Raw genomic sequence first — 19,588 nt, forward strand, 5'->3', positions numbered from 1 at the left:
GGCTGATGGGGGTGGACAGCAACCACGGACAGGCGATCAGCCCCACTCGCCGGCGCGGCGAACGGGTAACGACCTTTCCGGCGGGAGGCATGAGGTCTCTCCACGCAAAGGGATTCCCGACTACGCACTAGCAGGGCTCCGCAACGATGGCTTTGTAACGGGCATGGGTGGTGTGGGCGCGCTTTTCGCCTTGGCACTGGCAAACACGCTAGTTGTTCGTCCACCAGCGACCAACTGCTCAAGCTGGGTGCGCTGCAGGCGAGGAGCTTGGGCGCTTCTCGCTTGCGGGATGCAGCACGGGAATGCCCTTAGACCTTGCGGCAATGCGGTGCCCGCGTGAGATCGAGAAAGCCCTGTGTGAGATGCCACTGCGCGAGTGCTGCCAAGCGCTGGCGTAGCGTGTTGATGGAGAGCGTCTGAGCGTGGTGGGCCAACTGTGCGCTGTCCGCGCTTGCTAGCAGGAACCCACCCCATTCGACCTCGAAATGACGGACTGCGGGCTGATAGCTGTGGCGCGTGAGTTCTCCCTTGAGGAAGGAGTTGGGCCGCTATGACAACTTAAATCTGATGTAGCATACCCCCCTATAGTATATTTTGGTCGAGGTGATGAATGAGCCACACTATCCGCGAGAAGCAGAAGCTACTTAACCGCGTTCGCCGGATTCGCGGCCAGCTCGATGCCATCGAGCGCGCCCTGGAGGAGGAGCAGGGATGCGCCCCCGTACTGCAGCAGATCACAAGCTGCCGAGGCGCCATGAATGGCCTGCTGGCCGTGGTGCTGGAAGACCACATCCGCACCCACCTGACCGAGGTGGATGACGAACACGAGCACGCCGACGGCAGCGCCAAAGAGCAGCTGATCGAGGTCGTGCATAGCTATTTCAGGTGAGCCGGCTATGAGCAATTTCTACGACACGCCGTTCCACGCCAGCCACGACCACGTGTTCCTGGGCGAGGGACATGAAAAGAACGAGCGCAAAACCTGGGCCGTGATCGTGCTATGCACCCTCATGATGGCCGCCGAGATCATCGGCGGAAGCGTGTTTGGCTCGCTGGCACTGGTGGCCGATGGGCTGCATATGTCGACGCACGCGGGCGCCATGCTGATCGCTGCGCTGGCTTACACCTATGCGCGACGTCATGCGAACGACCCGCGTTTCGTGTTCGGCACAGGCAAGCTTGGTGATCTAGCCGGCTTCACCAGCGCCATCATCCTGGCGATGGTTGCACTGTTGATCGGCTACGAAGCGGTGGTGCGATTCTTCTCGCCGGTGCCGATCCACTTTAGTGAGGCGATCCCGATTGCGGTCGTCGGTCTGCTGGTGAATATCGCAAGCGCCTGGCTGCTGAGCGGTGGCGACCACGGTGGTCACAGCCATGGCCACAGTCATCACCATGGTCACGCCCACGGACACGATCACGGCGCAGCCGGACTTGGCGACACGCATCCGCATGGCAGGGAAGTGCAGCACATCGAGGCGCCCGGGGGCGTGTTCGCACTGTCGATCTTCGAAGACGGCGTACCGCCAGTGTTCCGGTTAGCTGGAGAAACCGCTCCGCTGCCGGGCGATGTGGCGACGGTAACCACCATTCGGCCGGACGGGAGCCGCCAGGAATTCCTGCTGGTCCGCAAGGCAAACTATCTGGAATCCACCACCGAGATTCCGGAACCACATGCCTTCACTGCCGTACTCGGCATCGGCGGCCAGGAATACAGCGTGGCCTTCGACGAGCATGACCACGATCACGCCGACGGTCACGGGGCACACCATCGCGACCACAACATGCGCGCGGCCTATGTGCACGTTCTGGCGGATGCCGCCGTCTCTGTGCTGGCCATTATCGGTCTGCTGCTCGCCAGAACATTTGGCTGGCTCTGGATGGACCCCCTTGCAGGCGTCGTCGGTGCGGTGGTCATCGCCAACTGGGCGTACGGATTGATGCGCGACACCGGCGGCATTCTGGTCGACGTGACGCCGGACAAGCATATCGGCAGGCGCATCAAGACGGCGCTGGAGTCCGATGGCGACACGCTGCTCGACCTGCACGTATGGCGCATCGGCCCTGGCCACCTGGGCGCGGTGGTCTCGGTGAGCACAGGCCAGGCGCATCGCGGGCCGCAGTTTTATCACCAACGGTTGCGGCGACTCCAGGCACTGTCGCATATCACCGTGGAAGTTCACGCGTCGCCGGGCAAATAGCCTATTGGTCGACTCGGACATTTGCTCCGCATCACCAGCATGGGGCGCGGCACCCTGCCATGCGTGCCGCATCTGCCCGACCACAACAAAACACATTCGCGGTCTGACCGCAGATTCTTTCGACCATGTACGGCCCATCCGCATTTGTGCGCATTTGCGCAGCAGCGCTCGCCCTTGCTGCATGTGGCGTTCCCGGCCCATCGCGTGCGCACGGGATCGCTGGCAACCGCTTCTTTCCGGGCACACTCAATTTCGATGATCCGGCCGTTGCAGACGAATTCTCGATCACTGCAGGCGCAGTAAAACACCCTGATGACGCCGGAAACGTCACCGATCGCGCTGCAACGATCTCGTTCGCGAGGCTCCTGACGCCCGAGGTCTCGATCGGTTTTGACACAGGCTTCATTCGGCGCGACTGGGGCAGCATGCGTCAGCCCGGCGCAACCGGTTCCGACGTGGTGCTCAAGTCCAGGCTCTACGAGGACGATCTGAACGAGACGCTTATTGCCGGCTCCCTCATCTATGGACTGCCCCATACCGGGGCCAAACGGCTCGGCGCCAACACTTCAGCGACCATCGCGCCCAGCCTTTATATAGGCCAGGGGTTCGGCGCCTTGCCTGACGCATGGTCTTGGTTGCGGCCATTCGCCATCACAGCGGGCGTCAGCGTGGCTGTGCCGACCGGCAAAACGTCGGGCAACTTGAGCTATGACCCGACGACGCGGCAGTTCAACAGTGTGAACACAGCCAACGTCACCACGGTGCACTGGGGATTCGCATTGGAGTACAGCACGCTCTATTTGACGGATCGATTTGTGCCAGGCGTGCTGCCCAAGGAAGAACCCCTGCACCAGTGGATTCCCTTGGTTGAGTTCGCGTTCGACTCGCCACGCGGGCAACGCACGCGCGGCACCGTCAACCCAGGAATCGCCTATGTCAAGGATACGTGGCAGGTCGCCGCGGAACTGGTCCTTCCTGCAACCCACGGATCGACGCGAGGTGTCGGCGCAACTATTCAGGTGTTGTTCTTCCTTGATGATTTCCTGCCGTTGCTGTTCGGCAAGCCGATCCTGGCTCGCTAGCGGGTTGTCTTGCTGTGCGCAGCTACGGTGGCACTCACACCGATTGAAAGGGTCGACCTGTGGTCATGCCCATGTCGCCCACGCAGGCGTGCAATCCTTGACCGGGCCACTGAAATAGATCCCCGCGGTATCGCTTAAGAATCCGTTAAGAAGAATTCGAGAGCATTAAGGCATTCCTCAGTGCGAGAGGCCGCGATGCCAATCTCAAAGTTTCCTCCTGTTGCCTGCCTGCATTCGGTCTTGGCGTTAGCGCTAGCCGCTGCCGCTCCCCTGGCACATGCGCAAGCGCCCGCGCAACTGCTTGATCAATATCGAGCGCAGGCCGGAGCCCCCTCCGACCCGTCCCGCGGCCAGGAATTTTTTACATCCAAGCATGGCCGTGAATGGAGCTGTGCGTCTTGCCATGGGAACCCGCCCACGCAGACCGGCCGGCATGCCGCAACTGGCAAGTCGATCGCGCCGCTGGCTCCGGCATTCAATCCTGAGCGCTTTACCGATGCCGCCAAGACGGAGAAATGGTTTCGGCGCAACTGCAACGACGTGGTCGGGCGCGAGTGCACGGTGGCCGAAAAAGCAGACGTGCTGAGTTGGCTGATGACCCTCGGGAAGTAGGGCCATCCAGCAACCCGTTCAATTCCTGACCTGATGCGGAGTATCCAAATGTCTGGCCGTTTCGTTGTTACAGGCCGAGCTGCACGCGCTTGCCTGGCAATCGCGGGCCTCGGGCTGTCGTTTCTTGCCGCCGCCGAAGAGGGGCCTGGCATGCGCGCTGCACCGCTGCTGCCCAAGTATCGGCAGGAATGCGCGTCTTGCCATATCGCCTATCCGCCCGGAGCGCTACCCGCCAGTTCCTGGCAGCGCATTCTGGGCAACCTGCAGCACCACTACGGGACGGATGCTTCATTGGACCCCGCCACCGTCAAGCAACTCGATCAGTGGCTCACGGCCAACGCGGCGGATCGCTCAAGGTCAATACCCCCGCCGCCCGAGGACCGGATCACCCGATCGGCGTGGTTCGCCCGCACCCACGACGAAGTGCCGACTGCAGTGTGGCGCCGGCCTGCCATCAAGAGCGCCTCGAACTGCGCTGCCTGCCATACCAAGGCGGATCAAGGCGACTTCAATGAACACAATGTCCGCATCCCGCGCTGAAGCCATGAAAACCGATTCCATCACCCGCCGCATCCTGGTTTGGGATGCGCCGACCCGCCTCTTTCACTGGCTGCTGGCGCTGAGCTTCCTGGGTGCCTACTTGACCGCGGAAAGTGAGCAGTGGCGCCTTGTCCACATCACACTCGGATACACGATGGCGGCGCTGGTCGGCTTTCGACTGGTGTGGGGCATGGTGGGCACGCGATACGCTAGGTTTTCCAGCTTCGTACGGTCCCCCGCTGCCGCACTCCGCTATTTGACCAGCATCCTGCGCGGGCGGCCGGAGCACCATATTGACCACAACCCCGCTGGTGCGCTTGCTATCATCGCCTTGCTGCTGATGGCGTGCGGCCTGGCAGGAACGGGCTGGGCCACCTACAACGATGTCGGCGGTGACTGGCTCGGCGAACTGCACGAGGGCTTCGCCAACGCAATGCTTGCACTGGTGGGCATTCATGTTCTCGCCGTCTTTGCCAGCAGTTGGCTGCACCGTGAGAATCTGGTTGGCGCGATGATCAGCGGACGCAAGACCGGCCTGCCGAACGAGGGCATCCGCCGTGCGTGGTCGAGTGTCGCGGGCCTGATGTTGGTGGCTGTGCTGGGCTTCTGGTGGACGCAGTGGCAGTCCGCGCCGCCGGCCGGGGTCACTGACCGTCCCGCGGCCTCCGCGAAGCATCACGACGCCGACCGCGACGACTATTGATCCAAACCGGTACCGAGCGGAGATCTCATCCGTGCGCATCCTGCTTGTCGAAGACGACCCCCTGCTCGGAGACGGCATTCGTGCGGGCCTGCAGCAGCAGGGCTTCCAGGTCGATTGGGTGCGCGACGGCGAGGCAGCGTGGCGGGAGTTGCGCACGGACGCCTACGTCGCCGCAATACTCGACCTTGGGCTGCCCCGCATGGACGGCGTGGACGTGCTGCGAAAGGTGCGTGGCGCAGGCATTGCGGTCCCCATCCTGGTGTTGACCGCGCGCGACGCGATACCAGATCGCGTGCGTGGTCTCGATCTCGGCGCCGATGATTACATCGTCAAGCCCATTGATCTGCACGAACTCAGCGCGAGACTGCGCGCGCTGGTGCGCCGCGCGCATGGTCATCCCACGGAGCAGTTGAGGGCGCGCGGCATTGTTCTGGAGCCGGCGTCACGCACGGTCTTCTGCAACGGTCGAGCCGTCGCACTGTCGACGCGGGAATTTGACCTGCTGCATGCCTTGATGCTGAACGCGGGGCGCGTGCTGTCACGTGAGCAGCTCGAGCAGTGCCTATACCCCTGGGGGCAGGAAGTCGGAAGCAACTCCGTGGAGGTGCATATCCATCATCTGCGCGTCAAACTTGGCAGCGACCTCATCGTGACCGTGCGCGGCGTCGGCTATATGCTGCCGCGTGACAATGCCGAAGCGCCATGACGCGACCGCGCTCGCTCCAAGGTCGGCTGGTGTTGTTGGTGCTTGGCGCCGTCGCCGGCCTATGGCTCATCACCGCATTGATCACGTGGTACGACGCCCAGGACGAGATCGATCAACTGCTGGACAGTCATCTAGCGCAAGCTGGTGCGCTACTGGTCATGCAGCACGCACAGGCCGTCGACGAGGACGATGAGCCGAGTCACGACCTGCCTGTCCAGCATCGTTACGCGCCCAAAGTCGCCTTTCAGGTCTTTCACGAAGGGAAGCTGGGCATCCACTCGGCCAACGCGCCGAACCAGCCGATGGTTGCGCCAGGCGAGCGCACCGCGTCCGGATTCTCTACGGTGCAAATCGGAGGCAATGCTTGGCGTGTCTTTGTAGCGCAGGGAGTCTACAAGGACATCCAGGTCTACGTTGGCGAGCGCATCGACTCGCGCACCGCAATCCTGTCCGCCCTCTTGCGCAACATGCTGTGGCCGATGGCGTTGGCGTTGCCGTTACTCGCCTTGGCCGTCTGGTGGGCGGTCAAGCGCGGGATGCTGCCGCTGCGCAGATTGGGTAACGCGCTTGCCGAGCGTGACCCGCGAGCACTCGATCCGGTCCGGATGCCCCATGCGCCGGTTGAGATGACGCCCATGCTCGACGCGCTCAACGCGCTCTTTGCCCGCATTCAGACCATGCTCGACGCCGAGCGCCGCTTCACTGCCGACGCCGCCCACGAATTGCGCACGCCGATTGCCGCAATCAAGGCCCAGGCCCAGGTGGCAATGGCCGCCGAAGAGGACGCCATGCGTCGCCACGCCTTGGTGGGAACGTTGGAAGGATGCGATCGCGCTGCCCATCTGGTCGACCAATTGCTGTTGCTTTCGCGTCTGGAAGCGAACGCCGGCATTTCGATTGAACCGATCGACCTTGGTGCGCTGGCTAGACAAGTGATGGCAGACATTGCGCCAATAGCCTTCGGCAAGAAACAGCGCATCGCACTAGAGAATCCGGAGCGCTGCATGGTCGCGGGCAACAGGGCGTTACTGGCCTCACTTGTTCGCAACCTGATCGACAACGCCATACGCTACAGCCCCGCCGAGGCACAAATCGTCGTGACGGTCGCGCACCGTAACGGAAGTGCCGCGCTTTGTGTGGAAGACAGCGGCCCCGGACTCCCCGCCGCCGAACAGCACCGACTTGGCGAGCGCTTTTTCCGTGTCGAGGGAACGGACCAGAGTGGTAGCGGCCTTGGATGGTCGATCGTGCACCGGATCGCGGCGGTTCACGGTGCAAGCGTAACGGTTGACCGCTCGCCGGGTCTCGGGGGATTGCGCGTCGACGTTATCTGGTCGAACCTCACATCCAGTGGGTCCGGAACCCACCAATAGGTCATGCGCGACTTCATCCCTTCATTGAAGTCATGAAGAATACGAGCCAGCGGTGCGACTCGGGGAGCGTCCCGATGTGGAAAACGGCTCCGGTCTCTCTCATGCGCAATCGCTTGGCAGCGGGGCTGCGCCATTGACCGCGCGCCGCTGCTCAACCTGGAACCCCATCCCCACGTTCACTGCTCGGACAATCCATGCAACAGATAAAAGAAATCGATCTTGAGATCGCCGCCGATTCCGAAGACAGCGTGGCCAAGCAGGCCGCTGCGCGGCGCAGCACCCTTGTGAGCGTCGCCGTCAATCTTGGATTGACGATAGCGCAGGTAGCGGCTGGCATGCTGGCCGGCTCGCAGGCGCTGATCGCCGACGCCATCCACTCCTTGTCCGACCTGATCTCGGACTTCGTGGTGCTATTTGCTAGCCACCATAGCCAGAAAGGGCCGGATCAGACACACCACTATGGCCACCAGCGCTTCGAAAATGCCGCTTCGCTCGTGCTCGGTCTGCTCCTGCTGGCGGTGGGCGTGGGCATGCTCTGGAACGCGGTACTCAAGCTGGAGCACGCCGAGGCTATCCAGCCGGTGCGGCTCATTGGCCTATGGGTCGCGCTGGGCGCTCTGGCCGCCAAAGAATTGTTGTTCCGCTACATGCTGGCGGTGGCAGAAAGGGTGCGTTCGAGCATGCTGGTCGCCAACGCCTGGCATGCCCGTTCCGATGCCGCATCGTCGCTGGTGGTGGCGCTTGGCATCGTAGGCAACGTGCTCGGGTACCGTCTGCTCGATCCAGTGGCGGCGCTTGTCGTGGGCCTGATGGTGACACGCATGGGCTGGCAGTTCGGCTGGGAAGCCCTGCACGATCTGATGGATCGTGCCGTTGATGAGGAGACCGTGGAGGCGATCCACCAGGTCATGCTCGCGACGACGGGCGTACTCGGCGTACACGACGTCAAGACACGCCGTATGGGCGACATGATTCTGGTGGATGCACACCTCGAAGTTGATGCGCGCGTCAGTGTGCGCGAGGGCCACGACATCGCACTGGAGGCTCGCCGCCGCGTGATGGAGCGACGCGATGTGCTCAATTTGATGACGCACGTGGATCCGGTCGATGTGCCCCTCTAGTCGCAGCCTTGCGCCACGTCTTCCTAAAGTGGAGCGAGTATCCGGATGCCTTCTTGTGCCTGCACGCCTCTGCATACTCGGGACACTGGCAAGCTGAGTGGATTGTTCTAGGTCGAGAACTCGAGTTGGGCCGCGTTCAATGTGGCAAGCAGCCGTTGAAGGTGCGATATCAAGAGGGGTACGACCACGAGTACTACATCATATCCCCCTGATCGACGGCCATCTAAAGGTCCATGCCAAGGCGTTCTTGAGGCTGGAGATCCTTGCGGGGCGCTGATTCCCCTTGGCCACCAGAAGCTCGCTCGCATGCTGTGCCTCGGCAATTGCTTCTTGTAGGTGACGAAGCCTATCGGAATGTCTTGCAGGGAGAAGAGCGGAGTTTAGTGCGGCAAGGCCCCGCAGTCTGCCGCGTGAGACGCAATCAATGGTGCTCTCTCTGGCGCGCGTCTTGTGTGCTAACTAACTGAAATATAAGGATTTTCCTATTTTCGGCATGCCGTGCTGCGTCAGAGAGTTCCACATTGAGTGACCAAAGTTCCAGATTCAGTGAATCTCGACATCGACAACAACTTCCGCTACGCCCGTTCTTGAAATCGTAATACCCCGTCCCTATAATTAGCACTCGCCGGGCAGGAGTGCTAACAAAACCTCCGGTCCCCGATGCTTTCCCGATGCGCCGCGCTCTGCGGCGCGTTTTGTGAATAAACACTCACTTTGCATTGAGGAGTTGTGTATGAACCTGCGTCCTTTGCACGACCGCGTGATCGTGAAGCGCCTGGACAACGAAACGAAGACCGCTTCGGGCATCGTCATCCCTGACGCCGCCGCTGAAAAGCCGGATCAAGGCGAAGTGCTGGCCGTCGGCCCGGGCAAGAAAGACGACAAGGGCAATGCGATCGCGCTGGACGTAAAGGTCGGCGACCGCGTGCTGTTCGGCAAGTACGCCGGCCAGGGCGTCAAGGTGGATGGTCAGGAAGTCCTGGTCATGCGCGAAGAAGACATCATGGCCGTGGTGGCGAAGTAAGCGGGCGCTCAGTCGCATTGGCTTACCAGTAAACCATTCCTCATTGCCTGCCCCGCGGATTCCCCCGGCGCAGGCAACATCCAAAGATTTCGGAGATTCTCAAGATGGCAGCTAAAGACGTAGTGTTCGGCGACGCCGCACGTGCCAAGATGGTCGAAGGCGTGAACATTCTCGCCAACGCAGTGAAGGTGACCCTGGGCCCGAAGGGCCGTAACGTGGTGCTGGAGCGCAGCTTCGGTGGCCCGACCGTGACCAAGGACGGTGTGTCGGTCGCCAAGGAAATCGAGCTGAAGGACAAGCTGCAGAACATGGGCGCGCAAATGGTCAAGGAAGTGGCTTCCAAGACCAGCGACAACGCCGGTGACGGCACCACCACCGCAACGGTGCTGGCCCAGTCGATCGTGCGCGAAGGCATGAAGTACGTTGCCGCCGGCATGAACCCGATGGACCTGAAGCGCGGCATCGACAAGGCTGTCGGCGCTGCCGTCGAAGAGCTGAAGAAGATCAGCAAGCCGACGACCACCAGCAAGGAAATCGCTCAGGTTGGCGCCATCTCGGCCAACAGCGACGAATCCATCGGCCAGCGCATCGCTGAAGCCATGGACAAGGTCGGCAAGGAAGGCGTGATCACGGTGGAAGACGGCAAGTCCCTGGCCGACGAGCTGGACGTCGTGGAAGGCATGCAGTTCGACCGCGGCTACCTGTCGCCGTACTTCATCAACAACCCGGAAAAGCAAGTTGTCCAGCTGGACAACCCGTTCGTGCTGCTGTTCGACAAGAAGGTCAGCAACATCCGCGACCTGCTGCCGATCCTGGAGCAAGTGGCCAAGGCTGGCCGTCCGCTGCTGATCATCGCTGAAGACGTCGAAGGCGAAGCCCTGGCAACGCTGGTGGTCAACAACATCCGCGGCATCCTGAAGACCGCCGCCGTCAAGGCTCCGGGCTTCGGCGACCGCCGCAAGGCCATGCTGGAAGACATCGCCATCCTGACGGGCGGCCAGGTCATCGCTGAAGAAGTCGGCCTGACGCTGGAAAAGGCAACCCTGAACGACCTGGGTCAAGCCAAGCGCGTTGAAATCGGCAAGGAAAACACCACGATCATCGATGGCGCAGGCGATGCCCGCAACATCGAAGCCCGCGTGAAGCAAGTGCGTGCCCAGATCGAAGAAGCGACCTCGGACTACGACCGTGAGAAGCTGCAAGAGCGCGTGGCCAAGCTGGCCGGCGGTGTTGCCGTGATCAAGGTCGGCGCTGCCACCGAAGTCGAAATGAAGGAAAAGAAGGCCCGCGTGGAAGATGCGCTGCATGCAACGCGCGCTGCCGTGGAAGAAGGCATCGTGGCTGGCGGCGGTGTTGCGCTGCTGCGCGCCCGTGCGCTGATCTCCGGCCTGAAGGGTGCGAACGCTGACCAGGACGCCGGTATCAAGATCGTGCTGCGCGCCATGGAAGAGCCGCTGCGCCAGATCGTCACCAACGCTGGCGACGAGGCTTCGGTGGTGGTGGCCAACGTCATCGCCGGCCAGGGCAACTACGGCTACAACGCCTCGACCGGCGAGTACGGTGACCTGGTGGAAATGGGCGTGTTGGACCCGACCAAGGTGACCCGCACCGCGCTGCAGAACGCTGCTTCGGTCGCTTCGCTGATGCTGACGACGGACTGCGCCGTGGCAGAACTGCCGAAGGACGATGCTGCTCCGGCAATGCCGGGCGGCATGGGTGGCATGGGCGGCATGGACGGCATGATGTAATTTGCCGTACCGGTCCTGGCCCGGCCATCCTTCGGGATGGCTGTTCCAAACAAAAAACCCCGTGGGTGCGAGCCTGCGGGGTTTTTTGTTGGTCGCTTTGTTAAGACGGTGTTAACGCTGCAAGGCAGTGGGCTTCGCTACAATCGGCCCACCCGCGAGCCTCAGCGTCGTCACGTATCGATGAGCGTCCTGAAGCGGGGCACGATAACAACTCAGGGAAGGGAAAACAGATGAACGACATCGCACGCGAGTCCGTCCTGGGCAGCGCCCCCGCTCCAGCTGCGCCGCAACCCTTGCGGCTGCGCTTTATTGGCAGCGGCTCGGAATACTTCCGCATCTGGATCGTCAACCTGCTGCTGACCATCGTCACGCTGGGCATCTACTCGGCCTGGGCGAAGGTCCGCACGCTTCAGTATTTCTATCGCAACACCCAACTGGCGGGGTCCAGCTTCGATTATCACGGCAGCCCGATCGCCATTCTCAAGGGCCGCGCGATCATTTTCGTGCTGGCGTTTGCATTCAACCTCCTTGGTCATTCGTCGCCGCTGTTGGGGCTGGCACTGCTTATCGTGATGGCCGCCGCGTTTCCGTGGCTGCTCGTGCGCTCGCTACGTTTCCGCATGGCCAATTCCAGCTACCGCGGCTTGCGCTTCGCCTTTACGGGCAAGGATGCCGAGGGCTACATGGTGTTTCTGGTGTGGCCGATCCTCAGCGTGCTCTCGCTGTACCTGCTCGCACCGCTGGCGCACCAGCGCTTCAAGCGTTTCCAGCACAAGAACACGCGCTTCGGTACCGCGCAGTTCGATTTTTCCGGCACGCCGGGCAACTTCTATGGCGTGTATCTGCGCACCTTCGGGCTGGCGATACTGGCGCTCGTGGTGGCCTCTTGCCTCGCGTTGCTACTGGGTGTGTCGTTGCACCGCGCGCCGGGAGTGGGGCAGATCTTCGGCTTCATCCTCATCGGCCTGTTCATGTATGCCGCGATGCTGTTCCTGACGCCTTATTTCCTGTCGCGCCTGCAGAACGTGGTGTGGAACCACACCACGCTGGGCGCGCATCGCTTCCAGAGCCAGGTGGGTGCGGGCAAGCTGTTCTGGATTTTCGTATCCAATGCGGTGCTGATCCTGATCACCATCGGCTTGTTCACGCCGTTCGCACGCGTGCGCACGGCACGCTACAAGCTCGACTCGGTGACGATGATCGCGGCCGGTTCGCTAGATACCTTCGTTGCCGGCGAAACCACCAACGTAGGCGCGCTGGGCGACGCCACAGTGGACTGGTACGACATCGATATCGCGCTGTAAACGCGCTGCAAGGCAGGGGCACCCGCTGTGATTCTCGCGACCTACTTCGACGGCCGTACCTCGCGCGCGCAACCCGTGCGTCTTGCTGTCGAGGCGGGCGAGGCGGTGCTGTTCGAGCCCGAGGGCACGGTGCTGCGCCGCGCGCCGCTCGCTACGCTGCGGGTGTCGGAGCGCGTCAAGCATGCACCGCGCTTGATCACCTTCGAAGACGGCGCGTTTTGCGAGATCACCGACCCGGCGGAGCAGACGTCGCTGAATGCGCTGCTGCATCGCACCGGCTATCGCGAAGGCTGGGTCGTGCGGGCGCAGAACAGCTGGAAGCTGGCGCTGGGCTCGCTGCTGGCCATGGTGGTGGTGCTGGCGCTGGGGTATCGCTACGGCTTGCCCTGGGGCGCCAAGGTGATGGCCGGCATGGTGCCGCAGCGTGCGGAAGCGCAACTCGGGCGCAGCACGCTCAAAGCAATGGACGAGCGCTGGTTGCGGCCCAGCAAGCTGCCAGCCGCGCTGCAGGACCGCATCCGCGCACGCTTTGCAGCACTGCACAAGCCGCCGCAGGCCACGCACACGTATCACATCGTGTTTCGGGACGCCGACATCGGCGCCAATGCCTTTGCGCTGCCCGGCGGCGATATCGTCGTGACCGACGCGCTGGTCAAGCTGGTGGGTGAGGGCGATGGTCTGACGGGTGTGCTGGCGCACGAGGCGGGTCACGTTGAATATCGCCATGGGCTGCGGCAGGTGATTCAGTCATCGGCCATTGGGGCAACGGCGGCGCTGCTGTTTGGCGATGTCTCGACGATTCTGTCGGGCGTGCCGGCGGCGCTGCTGACACTGCGCTATTCACGCGACTACGAGCGCGATGCCGACCGCTATGCCGCGTTGCTGCTGCAGGAGAACGGCTTATCCGTTGCCGCATTTGCCGACGTGCTGCAGGCGCTGGAAGACACGCATGGCGGCACGCGCAAGGCAGATGCCGCCAAGAAGACCGATGCCGCCAGCGATGACGATGCAGCGGCGTTCTTCTCGTCTCATCCGCTGACGCGCGAACGCATCGACACGCTGCGCCGTTTTGACCGCACGCACGGCGGCAGTGACAACAACGACGCGGACTGACGCGGCACGCACGCCGCTCGCCACGCTCGTCCAATTCCCGGCGCCTTCGTCATCCCTTTGATTGATTTCCCCTTTGCCTCACGCCACCAAGAATGGTGGCAGAGGGACGGGGGACATCATGCGACATGCTGAAACGGGCGTCATGAACGCATTGGCAGGTCTGCTGCCGCCAACGCTTGCGCAGCGGCTGCCAGATCCCATGATGGTGATCCGCGTGTTCCGCTTCGGGGTCTCCGGTGTTGCGGCCACCGGCATGCACGTTGCCATCGCCACCACGCTCATCAACGGCTTTTCTGCCTCTCAGGTGACGGCCAACGGCGTAGCGTTCGTCTGCGCCAACGTCTGCTCGTACCTGCTCAACGCGCTGTGGAGTTTCTCGGCCAAGCCGGGGCGCGCCAATTTCCTGCGCTTCTACGCCGTCTCACTGCTCTGTCTGGCGCTGACGCTTGCGATCTCGTGGCTGGCCCAGACGTTGGGCCTGAGCTACTGGGTCGGGCTTGCGGTCATCCTGTCGGTGGTGCCGCCGCTCACCTTCTTAATGCATCGGTTCTGGACGTTCCGCTAGCGGAGGGCAACATGGGCTGCCTGCACAAACCGCCCGCAATGCAAGCGACCAAGCGGCTTCGCGTTTCACTACTGAATCATACCTACGGCCAGTTTCGGACTGCGTCTGTGGCGGCTACAACTGACGATAAGGGACGGGGAAATCTGCAAGCGACCGGCGAGCCGCGGCAGGTAGTCGATACAACGCCCGATAGCCATTCACACCGGCGGAGGCGAAGGCATATGCGCACGCATACCAAACAGAGAGAACGCGGGGCGGTGCTCCCGATGGTGGGCCTGATGCTTGCCGTGTTGCTCGGAATGGCAGGTTTGGTGATCGACCTGAGCGGGTTGTTTGTGGCCAAGACGGAGCTTCAGTCAGCGGTGGATAGCTGTGCCTTGTCGGCGGCCCAGGAGCTGGATGGCGCCTCCGATGCGCTGACACGGGCAACGAATGCGGGTGGTACGTCCCCGGTTCTGTAGACAGTTACAGCGATCGAGTTGGGTGAGCTTCCTCGAAAGCCATGGGAGACAGGCCGCCATTGTGCCCGTGGCGGCGCTGTCGGTTGTAGAACACCTCGATGTAGTCGAACACGTCTGACCTGGCATCGTTCCGTGACGGATAGACCTTGCCCCGGATTCGTTCCTTCTTCAAGCTGCTGAAGAACGACTCGGCCACCGAGTTGTCCCAGCAGTTGCCACGCCGGCTCATGCTCACCTCCAACCCGTGTTCGCGGCAGAACCGCTGCCAGTCGTCGCTTCCGTACTGCACGCCCTGATCGGAGTGGATCGTGACCGTTCGCGTCGGCCTGCGGCGCCAGATCGCCATCAGCAGTGCATCCAGCGCCAACTCCCGCGCCAACGTCGGTTTCATCGACCAGCCGATGACCGCACGGGAGTACAGATCCAGCACCACCGCCAGGTACAGCCAGCCTTCGGCCGTGCGCAGGTAAGTGATGTCCGTGACCCAGGCGTGATCCGGCTCGGGCACGGTGAACTGCCGCTGCAGCCGGTTGGGCGCTACCACTGACGGTTTACCCGTCTTGTAGCGGCGGCGTTGCGGCGACCGCACCGAGCGTAAGCCGTTCTCGCGCATTAGGCGTGCAACCCGGTGCTTGCCGACACGTTCGCCGGCTTCGATGAGATCACGATGAATGTTGCGGCTGCCGTACACGCCGCCGCTGGCCAGATAGGCTTCTTCGATCAGCTTGAGCAAGCGTGCATCCTCAATCGACCTGGCCGAGCGGGGCTTGGCCAGCCAGGCGTAGTAGCCGCTGCGTTCGACCTTCAGGACCCGGCACATCGTCGTGATCCGGAACTCGTGCTGGTGCGCATGCATGAACCCGTACCTTGCCCTTACCCCCTGGCAAAGTACGCGGCGGCCTTTTTTAGGATGTCGCGCTCCTCCTCGACACGGCGAAGTTCGGCGCGCAGTTGTTGGTTCTCGCGCTGCAGATCGGCATCCTGCTGCGTCTTGCGTGCCTGCCGGCTGACCCCGCTGCGGCGAAGCCACTCGTACAGGCTGTGGCTCGACACCCCCAGCCGCTGCGCCACTTCCGCCACCGGGTAACCGCGTTCGGTCACCTGCTTGATCGCCTCGGCCCGGAACTCATCCGTATATCGCTTGCTTTTCATGCTTCCTCCAGTCTCAAAAACACCCTATCAGGTGTCTACAAGACCGGGGACGTACCAGGGGGTGACAGCGGGCAATGCCAACCGTGTTGTCTATCAAGCATCTTCTGCGTCGTTGGCCAATGCTGACGTCACGTTCAGCACGGCACTGAACGGCACCTACAGTGCGGCCGGAGTGGCGTCCAGTTCGTCCAGCTATGTCAAGTGCAAGCACTCAAAAAGTGGGATCACGGCGCGCCTGATCAAGTTCGTTGGCGGTGCCAACAGCTATGCCGTTGCCGCGCTGGCGGTCGCCACGCGTGTGCATGCGCAGAGCACGTGCCCGATTCCGGTCGCCTTGATCCCGAAAACCGGCGGGACGGCACCCAACTATGGTTTCCAGGTTGGTGAGTGGGTCAGCATGCTGTACTCAGGCGGCTCTACTACGCCAGGTGAGATGGGCTGGTACAACCTCGACGGCTCCACCAATGCCAACGAGACAAAGACCGAAATGGATCAGGGCTACTGCAATTCCAAGATCGGCGACCAACTGGGCACGCCTGGTGCGAAAGTGTCCGTTGACGACAATTGGAACGCACGCTTTGGCATCTACAAGAACAAGTCCAATGCGTCGCAACTGCAGCCGGATTTCACGGGCTACTCCTACACGTCCACCAACTGGACAAACACGGTGCCGCAGAACGCTTACAGCGGCACGCCGGCATCGGGTTCCGACAAGAGCGCTGCCAACTTCAAGAACAAACGGCTTGCCTACGCCAACTATGACGATACCGGTACGAGTGTTTCCGGCGGCGACAAGATCACCGGGCTCAACGTCAAGGGCGGCTACAAAAACCTCGCTACCAGCGGGAGCAGCGGCGACCTTGCCACCTATGGGGTGAACCGGCGCGTTGTCCTGGTGCCCGTCATCTCGTCCGCGTCAAAGATCATCGACTACGCCTGCATGCTGATGTTGCAGCCCATTGACGGTGTCCACAACACGCCGCAGTTCGAGTTCCTGGGCAACGCAGGGAGCGCCAGCAGCCCGTGTTCACCCAGTGGTCTGGCAGGCGGCAGCAAGGGCCCTTTGGTTCCAGCATTGGTGCAGTAGGAGCGAACCATGAAGACACGACAACGACAACATGGCGTGGCGCTGGTCGAACTGGCCATCATGCTCAGCCTGCTGCTGGCCATCACCTTTGGGATAACGGAGTTCGGCCGGGCCATCTACACCTACAACACCCTGGCAAAGGCCACACGAGACGCCACCCGCTACCTGAGCACGCAGGCCGCCGGCAACGCGACCTCCTATGCGACTGCAACAAATCTGGCGGTCTACGGCACGCCGACGGTTGGCAGCAAGCAAGCGCCGCTGGTCCCCGGGCTGACATCGAGCATGGTGTCCATCTGCGATGCGTCCAACACGAGCTGCACGTCCAACATTGCGCAAGGGACCAACCCGGCCATCAACACCGTCACCGTCACGATCTCGGGCTACACGTTCAACCCGGTGATCGACATGATGGCGTTCCTGCGATTCTATGCGGGCGGCAAAGGGTCGATCACTTCGTTCCCATTTGGGAACATCTCAGTGACCATGAGGCAGTCCTATGAATAAACATCAGAAAGGAACGACGGCGGTTGAGTTTGCCATTGTGGTGGCGCTCTTTCTGACGGTACTGCTTGGCATCCTCGACTTTGGGCGCATTCTCTTTACCTGGAACGCCGTGGGAGAAGCGACGCGCTGGGGGGCGCGACAGGCGGTGGTTTGCGGGCAGGGGTCGACATCTGTGTTGGGTAAGATGCAGACCATTCTTCCGACGCTCACGTCTGCGAATGTGTCGGTGCAGTGGTACGACACCAGTGGGGCGGTGAGTACCAGCTGTGACGCTACGAGCTGCGGTGGTGTTGCAGTCAGCGTGACCGGTATGACGGTGGCGCCTTATTCGCCGGCTACCTGGATTGGATTTTCACGGCTTGCCGTGCCGGGGTTTTCTACTTACTTGCCGCGGGAGATCATGGGGCAGGACCCTAATAGCAGTAGTGTCTGCTCCTGAGTCAGCTTCTTAATGGTGTGGGTCTGGCCCACTGTTTTTTCGGGGGATGGGCTTAGTGGTCCATCCCCTTTTGCATTTCCTGCCGGGCTTGACCGACTCTCTTGGTCTTGCCAAAGAAACTGAGCAAAAAAAGCGTGCCCGAGATGGCGAAAGACTCCTTGAATTTATGTCGCAGTGGAAGGGAAAAACTTGCTGCGCTCAGGCAGTTTCCGCTTCCTTTTCTTCGCAACAAAATCCAAGGCGCCATCAAGAGCGGGGACGATCAAATCGTATAGAGGTCGGCGCAGCTTTACTCGCCGTGTAGGTTGAGTTGATTCTTAGTTTCGGCGCCACGTTCAGCACATTAAAGAAAAAGGCCAGCCCATCGTGAGGTTGGCCTTGTCGTTTGGGCTGGCGTCCAGAGGGTTTGGTCTTTGATTTCCCCGCACGAGATGTCGCTTTGAATTTCTACAAACGGCCGGGAAAAAGGTGGGGAACTGTCCGAGCGAAGCGACTCCTCCCAACCTCTCCCGACTTACGCAAATCCAAGAGGCAGTCGCCGTCTCGGGCACGCCTTTTTTGCTCAGTTTCTTTGGCAAGACCAAGAGAGTCGGTCAAGCCCGGCAGGAAATGAAAGAGGGAATGGACCACAAAGGGCCACCCTGGCAGGGCGCGAAAGGAGGGCAAACCACCAAGCTCAACCCCGAAGCCGACGCACCACGAAGCCCAACCCCAAACGCTAAAGATACAAAGGAAAAAACCCGGCGCGCGTCCGGGAACAGGACCACCGCGCTAGCACATACGCCAGGTGATAGTCCGGGGGCCGTTACTACCAGTTATTTGCGCGCTCGCATGTCAGCCTCCCGAGGCTGTCATGGTCGGCAGCAGCACACGGTAGATCTGGATGAATGCTGGGCCGAGCAACACCAGAAGCAGCGTAGGGAAGATGAAGAAGATCAGCGGGAAGAGCAGCTTCAGCGCGATCTTGGCGGCCTGTTCTTCGGCACGCATGCGGCGCTTGGTACGCAGCATGTCTGACAACACGCGCAGCGAGTCGGCAAGGCTGGTACCGAAACGGTCAGCCTGGATCAGCATCGATGCAAACCGGTCGACGTCTTCCACACCGGTGCGCAGCGCCAGGTTGGTGAGTGCCTTTTCCTTCGGAAACCCGGAACGCAGTTCCAGCAGCGTGAGTTCCATTTCTTCAGCCATTACGGGGCAGCGCAGCGCGAGTTCGTCCGACACGCGCATCATGGCAGCGTCCAGGCCGAGCCCGGCTTCTACACACACCGTGAGCAAGTCAAGCATATCGGGAAATTCTTCAAATACATCTCGCTGACGATGCTCGACCTTGCGTGCCAGTGCCGCATTGGGCAGGTAATAGCCAATGGCGCTCAGCAGCCCCAGAACAGCGAGGACCACCTCCTGGTCGTGATGTTCCGGCCGGCTGCTCAGCACCAGCAGTGCCGCCAGCGGTAAGAGGATCGCGAGCACCGTCTTCACAGCAAAGTACAGCGACGGCGCCCACGGTTGCCGCCAGCCGGCATTCATGAAGCGGATGCGCAGTTGCGAGTTCTCCCAGCCATCTTTGGGCAACGACAGTTGCGAGACCGGCTTGGCCCACGTGGCCAATTTCTCTACCCAGGCATGGTCAGGGCCCCCGGCCAGGTCTGCACCCACGGTCTGACCGCCGATCTGTTGTATCCGCCCGCGTGCGCGGTTCGGAGAGAACAGGTGCAATAGCCCGAGCGCACCGCCAAAGGCAGCCACGAAGATCAGGACCAGGATGAAATATTGATTGGAATAGAGCGCTTGCATGATCGCCTCCCCCCAAGAATACGAAGTCACGTTGTGAGGTTCCCGTGCTGCAT

21 protein-coding genes are annotated in these 19,588 nt (G+C 61.7%); 18 read left to right on the top strand and 3 right to left on the bottom strand.

What is annotated here, in order from left to right; genetic code table 11:
* Positions 1-308: 308 nt before the first annotated feature.
* Positions 309-434 carry a hypothetical protein gene (locus tag BEK68_RS26345; protein ID WP_259393726.1) on the bottom strand — a complete coding sequence of 42 codons (126 nt, stop codon included), beginning with the start codon at positions 432-434 and terminating at the stop codon, positions 309-311.
* Between the two features lie 176 nt (positions 435-610).
* On the opposite strand from BEK68_RS26345, the gene BEK68_RS24610 reads away from it, so the two are divergent.
* The 15 genes from BEK68_RS24610 to BEK68_RS01185 all read left to right on the top strand — a co-directional run bounded on the left by BEK68_RS24610 (position 611) and on the right by BEK68_RS01185 (position 14,553).
* On the top strand, positions 611-889 hold the full coding sequence (locus BEK68_RS24610) for a metal/formaldehyde-sensitive transcriptional repressor (protein WP_004629747.1): 279 nt from the start codon (positions 611-613) through the stop codon (positions 887-889).
* Positions 890-896: 7 nt separating this feature from the next.
* Positions 897-2,201 carry a CDF family Co(II)/Ni(II) efflux transporter DmeF gene (gene dmeF, locus BEK68_RS01120; RefSeq protein ID WP_012434995.1) on the top strand — a complete coding sequence of 435 codons (1,305 nt, stop codon included), beginning with the start codon at positions 897-899 and terminating at the stop codon, positions 2,199-2,201.
* A gap of 125 nt (positions 2,202-2,326) precedes the next feature.
* A complete protein-coding gene (locus BEK68_RS01125) occupies positions 2,327-3,283 on the top strand; it encodes a hypothetical protein (RefSeq protein WP_012434996.1) in 957 nt (318 codons plus the stop codon).
* 195 nt (positions 3,284-3,478) lie between these two features.
* Positions 3,479-3,895 carry a DUF1924 domain-containing protein gene (locus BEK68_RS01130; protein WP_004629741.1) on the top strand — a complete coding sequence of 139 codons (417 nt, stop codon included), beginning with the start codon at positions 3,479-3,481 and terminating at the stop codon, positions 3,893-3,895.
* Between the two features lie 48 nt (positions 3,896-3,943).
* Positions 3,944-4,435, top strand: coding sequence for a diheme cytochrome c (locus BEK68_RS01135; RefSeq protein ID WP_024541741.1), 492 nt, complete (start codon positions 3,944-3,946; stop codon positions 4,433-4,435).
* Positions 4,407-5,138, top strand: a complete 732-nt coding sequence (locus tag BEK68_RS01140; protein ID WP_012434998.1) for a cytochrome b/b6 domain-containing protein — start codon at positions 4,407-4,409, stop codon at positions 5,136-5,138. Before BEK68_RS01135 ends, BEK68_RS01140 begins: the two co-directional genes overlap by 29 nt.
* Positions 5,139-5,169: 31 nt before the next feature.
* Positions 5,170-5,844 (top strand): response regulator transcription factor, encoded by a 675-nt coding sequence (locus BEK68_RS01145; RefSeq protein WP_004629735.1) that lies wholly within the window; start codon positions 5,170-5,172, stop codon positions 5,842-5,844.
* Positions 5,841-7,217 carry an ATP-binding protein gene (locus BEK68_RS01150; RefSeq protein ID WP_012434999.1) on the top strand — a complete coding sequence of 459 codons (1,377 nt, stop codon included), beginning with the start codon at positions 5,841-5,843 and terminating at the stop codon, positions 7,215-7,217. Before BEK68_RS01145 ends, BEK68_RS01150 begins: the two co-directional genes overlap by 4 nt.
* 194 nt (positions 7,218-7,411) lie before the next feature.
* Positions 7,412-8,338 (top strand): cation diffusion facilitator family transporter, encoded by a 927-nt coding sequence (locus BEK68_RS01155; protein ID WP_012435000.1) that lies wholly within the window; start codon positions 7,412-7,414, stop codon positions 8,336-8,338.
* A 733-nt stretch (positions 8,339-9,071) separates the two neighbouring features.
* On the top strand, positions 9,072-9,362 hold the full coding sequence (gene groES, locus BEK68_RS01160) for a co-chaperone GroES (RefSeq protein WP_004629730.1): 291 nt from the start codon (positions 9,072-9,074) through the stop codon (positions 9,360-9,362).
* Positions 9,363-9,466: 104 nt separating this feature from the next.
* The gene (groL, locus tag BEK68_RS01165; RefSeq protein WP_004629728.1) at positions 9,467-11,110 is read left to right on the top strand and encodes a chaperonin GroEL; all 1,644 of its coding nucleotides are present in this window, start codon (positions 9,467-9,469) and stop codon (positions 11,108-11,110) included.
* 230 nt (positions 11,111-11,340) lie between these two features.
* On the top strand, positions 11,341-12,414 hold the full coding sequence (locus BEK68_RS01170; protein WP_004629726.1) for a YjgN family protein: 1,074 nt from the start codon (positions 11,341-11,343) through the stop codon (positions 12,412-12,414).
* A gap of 27 nt (positions 12,415-12,441) precedes the next feature.
* Positions 12,442-13,527: a M48 family metallopeptidase gene (locus BEK68_RS01175; RefSeq protein ID WP_004629725.1), complete on the top strand. Its 1,086-nt coding sequence runs from the start codon at positions 12,442-12,444 to the stop codon at positions 13,525-13,527.
* Between the two features lie 118 nt (positions 13,528-13,645).
* Complete coding sequence (locus BEK68_RS01180) at positions 13,646-14,092, top strand: GtrA family protein (RefSeq protein WP_024541742.1); 447 nt, start codon at positions 13,646-13,648, stop codon at positions 14,090-14,092.
* A gap of 221 nt (positions 14,093-14,313) precedes the next feature.
* Positions 14,314-14,553, top strand: a complete 240-nt coding sequence (locus BEK68_RS01185) for a pilus assembly protein TadG-related protein (RefSeq protein WP_065851523.1) — start codon at positions 14,314-14,316, stop codon at positions 14,551-14,553.
* Between the two features lie 4 nt (positions 14,554-14,557).
* On the opposite strand, the gene BEK68_RS01190 is transcribed toward BEK68_RS01185, so the two are convergent.
* Positions 14,558-15,705, bottom strand: a protein-coding gene (locus BEK68_RS01190) for an IS3 family transposase (RefSeq protein WP_372585118.1) whose coding sequence is annotated in 2 segments (ribosomal slippage) — positions 14,558-15,462 and positions 15,462-15,705 — 1,149 coding nt in all. Because the reading frame shifts where the segments join, the coding sequence is not laid out codon by codon here.
* 112 nt (positions 15,706-15,817) lie between these two features.
* On the opposite strand from BEK68_RS01190, the gene BEK68_RS01200 reads away from it, so the two are divergent.
* Genes BEK68_RS01200 through BEK68_RS01210 form a run of 3 tightly spaced genes read left to right on the top strand, consistent with a single transcriptional unit; the run spans position 15,818 to position 17,738 of the window.
* A complete protein-coding gene (locus tag BEK68_RS01200; RefSeq protein ID WP_249262876.1) occupies positions 15,818-16,792 on the top strand; it encodes a hypothetical protein in 975 nt (324 codons plus the stop codon).
* A gap of 9 nt (positions 16,793-16,801) precedes the next feature.
* Positions 16,802-17,299 (top strand): TadE/TadG family type IV pilus assembly protein, encoded by a 498-nt coding sequence (locus tag BEK68_RS01205; protein ID WP_012435003.1) that lies wholly within the window; start codon positions 16,802-16,804, stop codon positions 17,297-17,299.
* Positions 17,292-17,738 (top strand): TadE/TadG family type IV pilus assembly protein, encoded by a 447-nt coding sequence (locus tag BEK68_RS01210; RefSeq protein ID WP_004629715.1) that lies wholly within the window; start codon positions 17,292-17,294, stop codon positions 17,736-17,738. The genes BEK68_RS01205 and BEK68_RS01210 overlap by 8 nt, the downstream gene beginning before the upstream one ends.
* Positions 17,739-18,572: 834 nt before the next feature.
* Here BEK68_RS01210 and BEK68_RS01215 read toward each other — a convergent pair.
* Positions 18,573-19,535, bottom strand: a complete 963-nt coding sequence (locus tag BEK68_RS01215) for a type II secretion system F family protein (protein ID WP_004629709.1) — start codon at positions 19,533-19,535, stop codon at positions 18,573-18,575.
* Positions 19,536-19,588: the final 53 nt, after the last annotated feature.

Origin of the sequence: Ralstonia pickettii, from assembly GCF_001699815.1 — a bacterium.
GTDB classification, from domain to species: domain Bacteria; phylum Pseudomonadota; class Gammaproteobacteria; order Burkholderiales; family Burkholderiaceae; genus Ralstonia; species Ralstonia thomasii.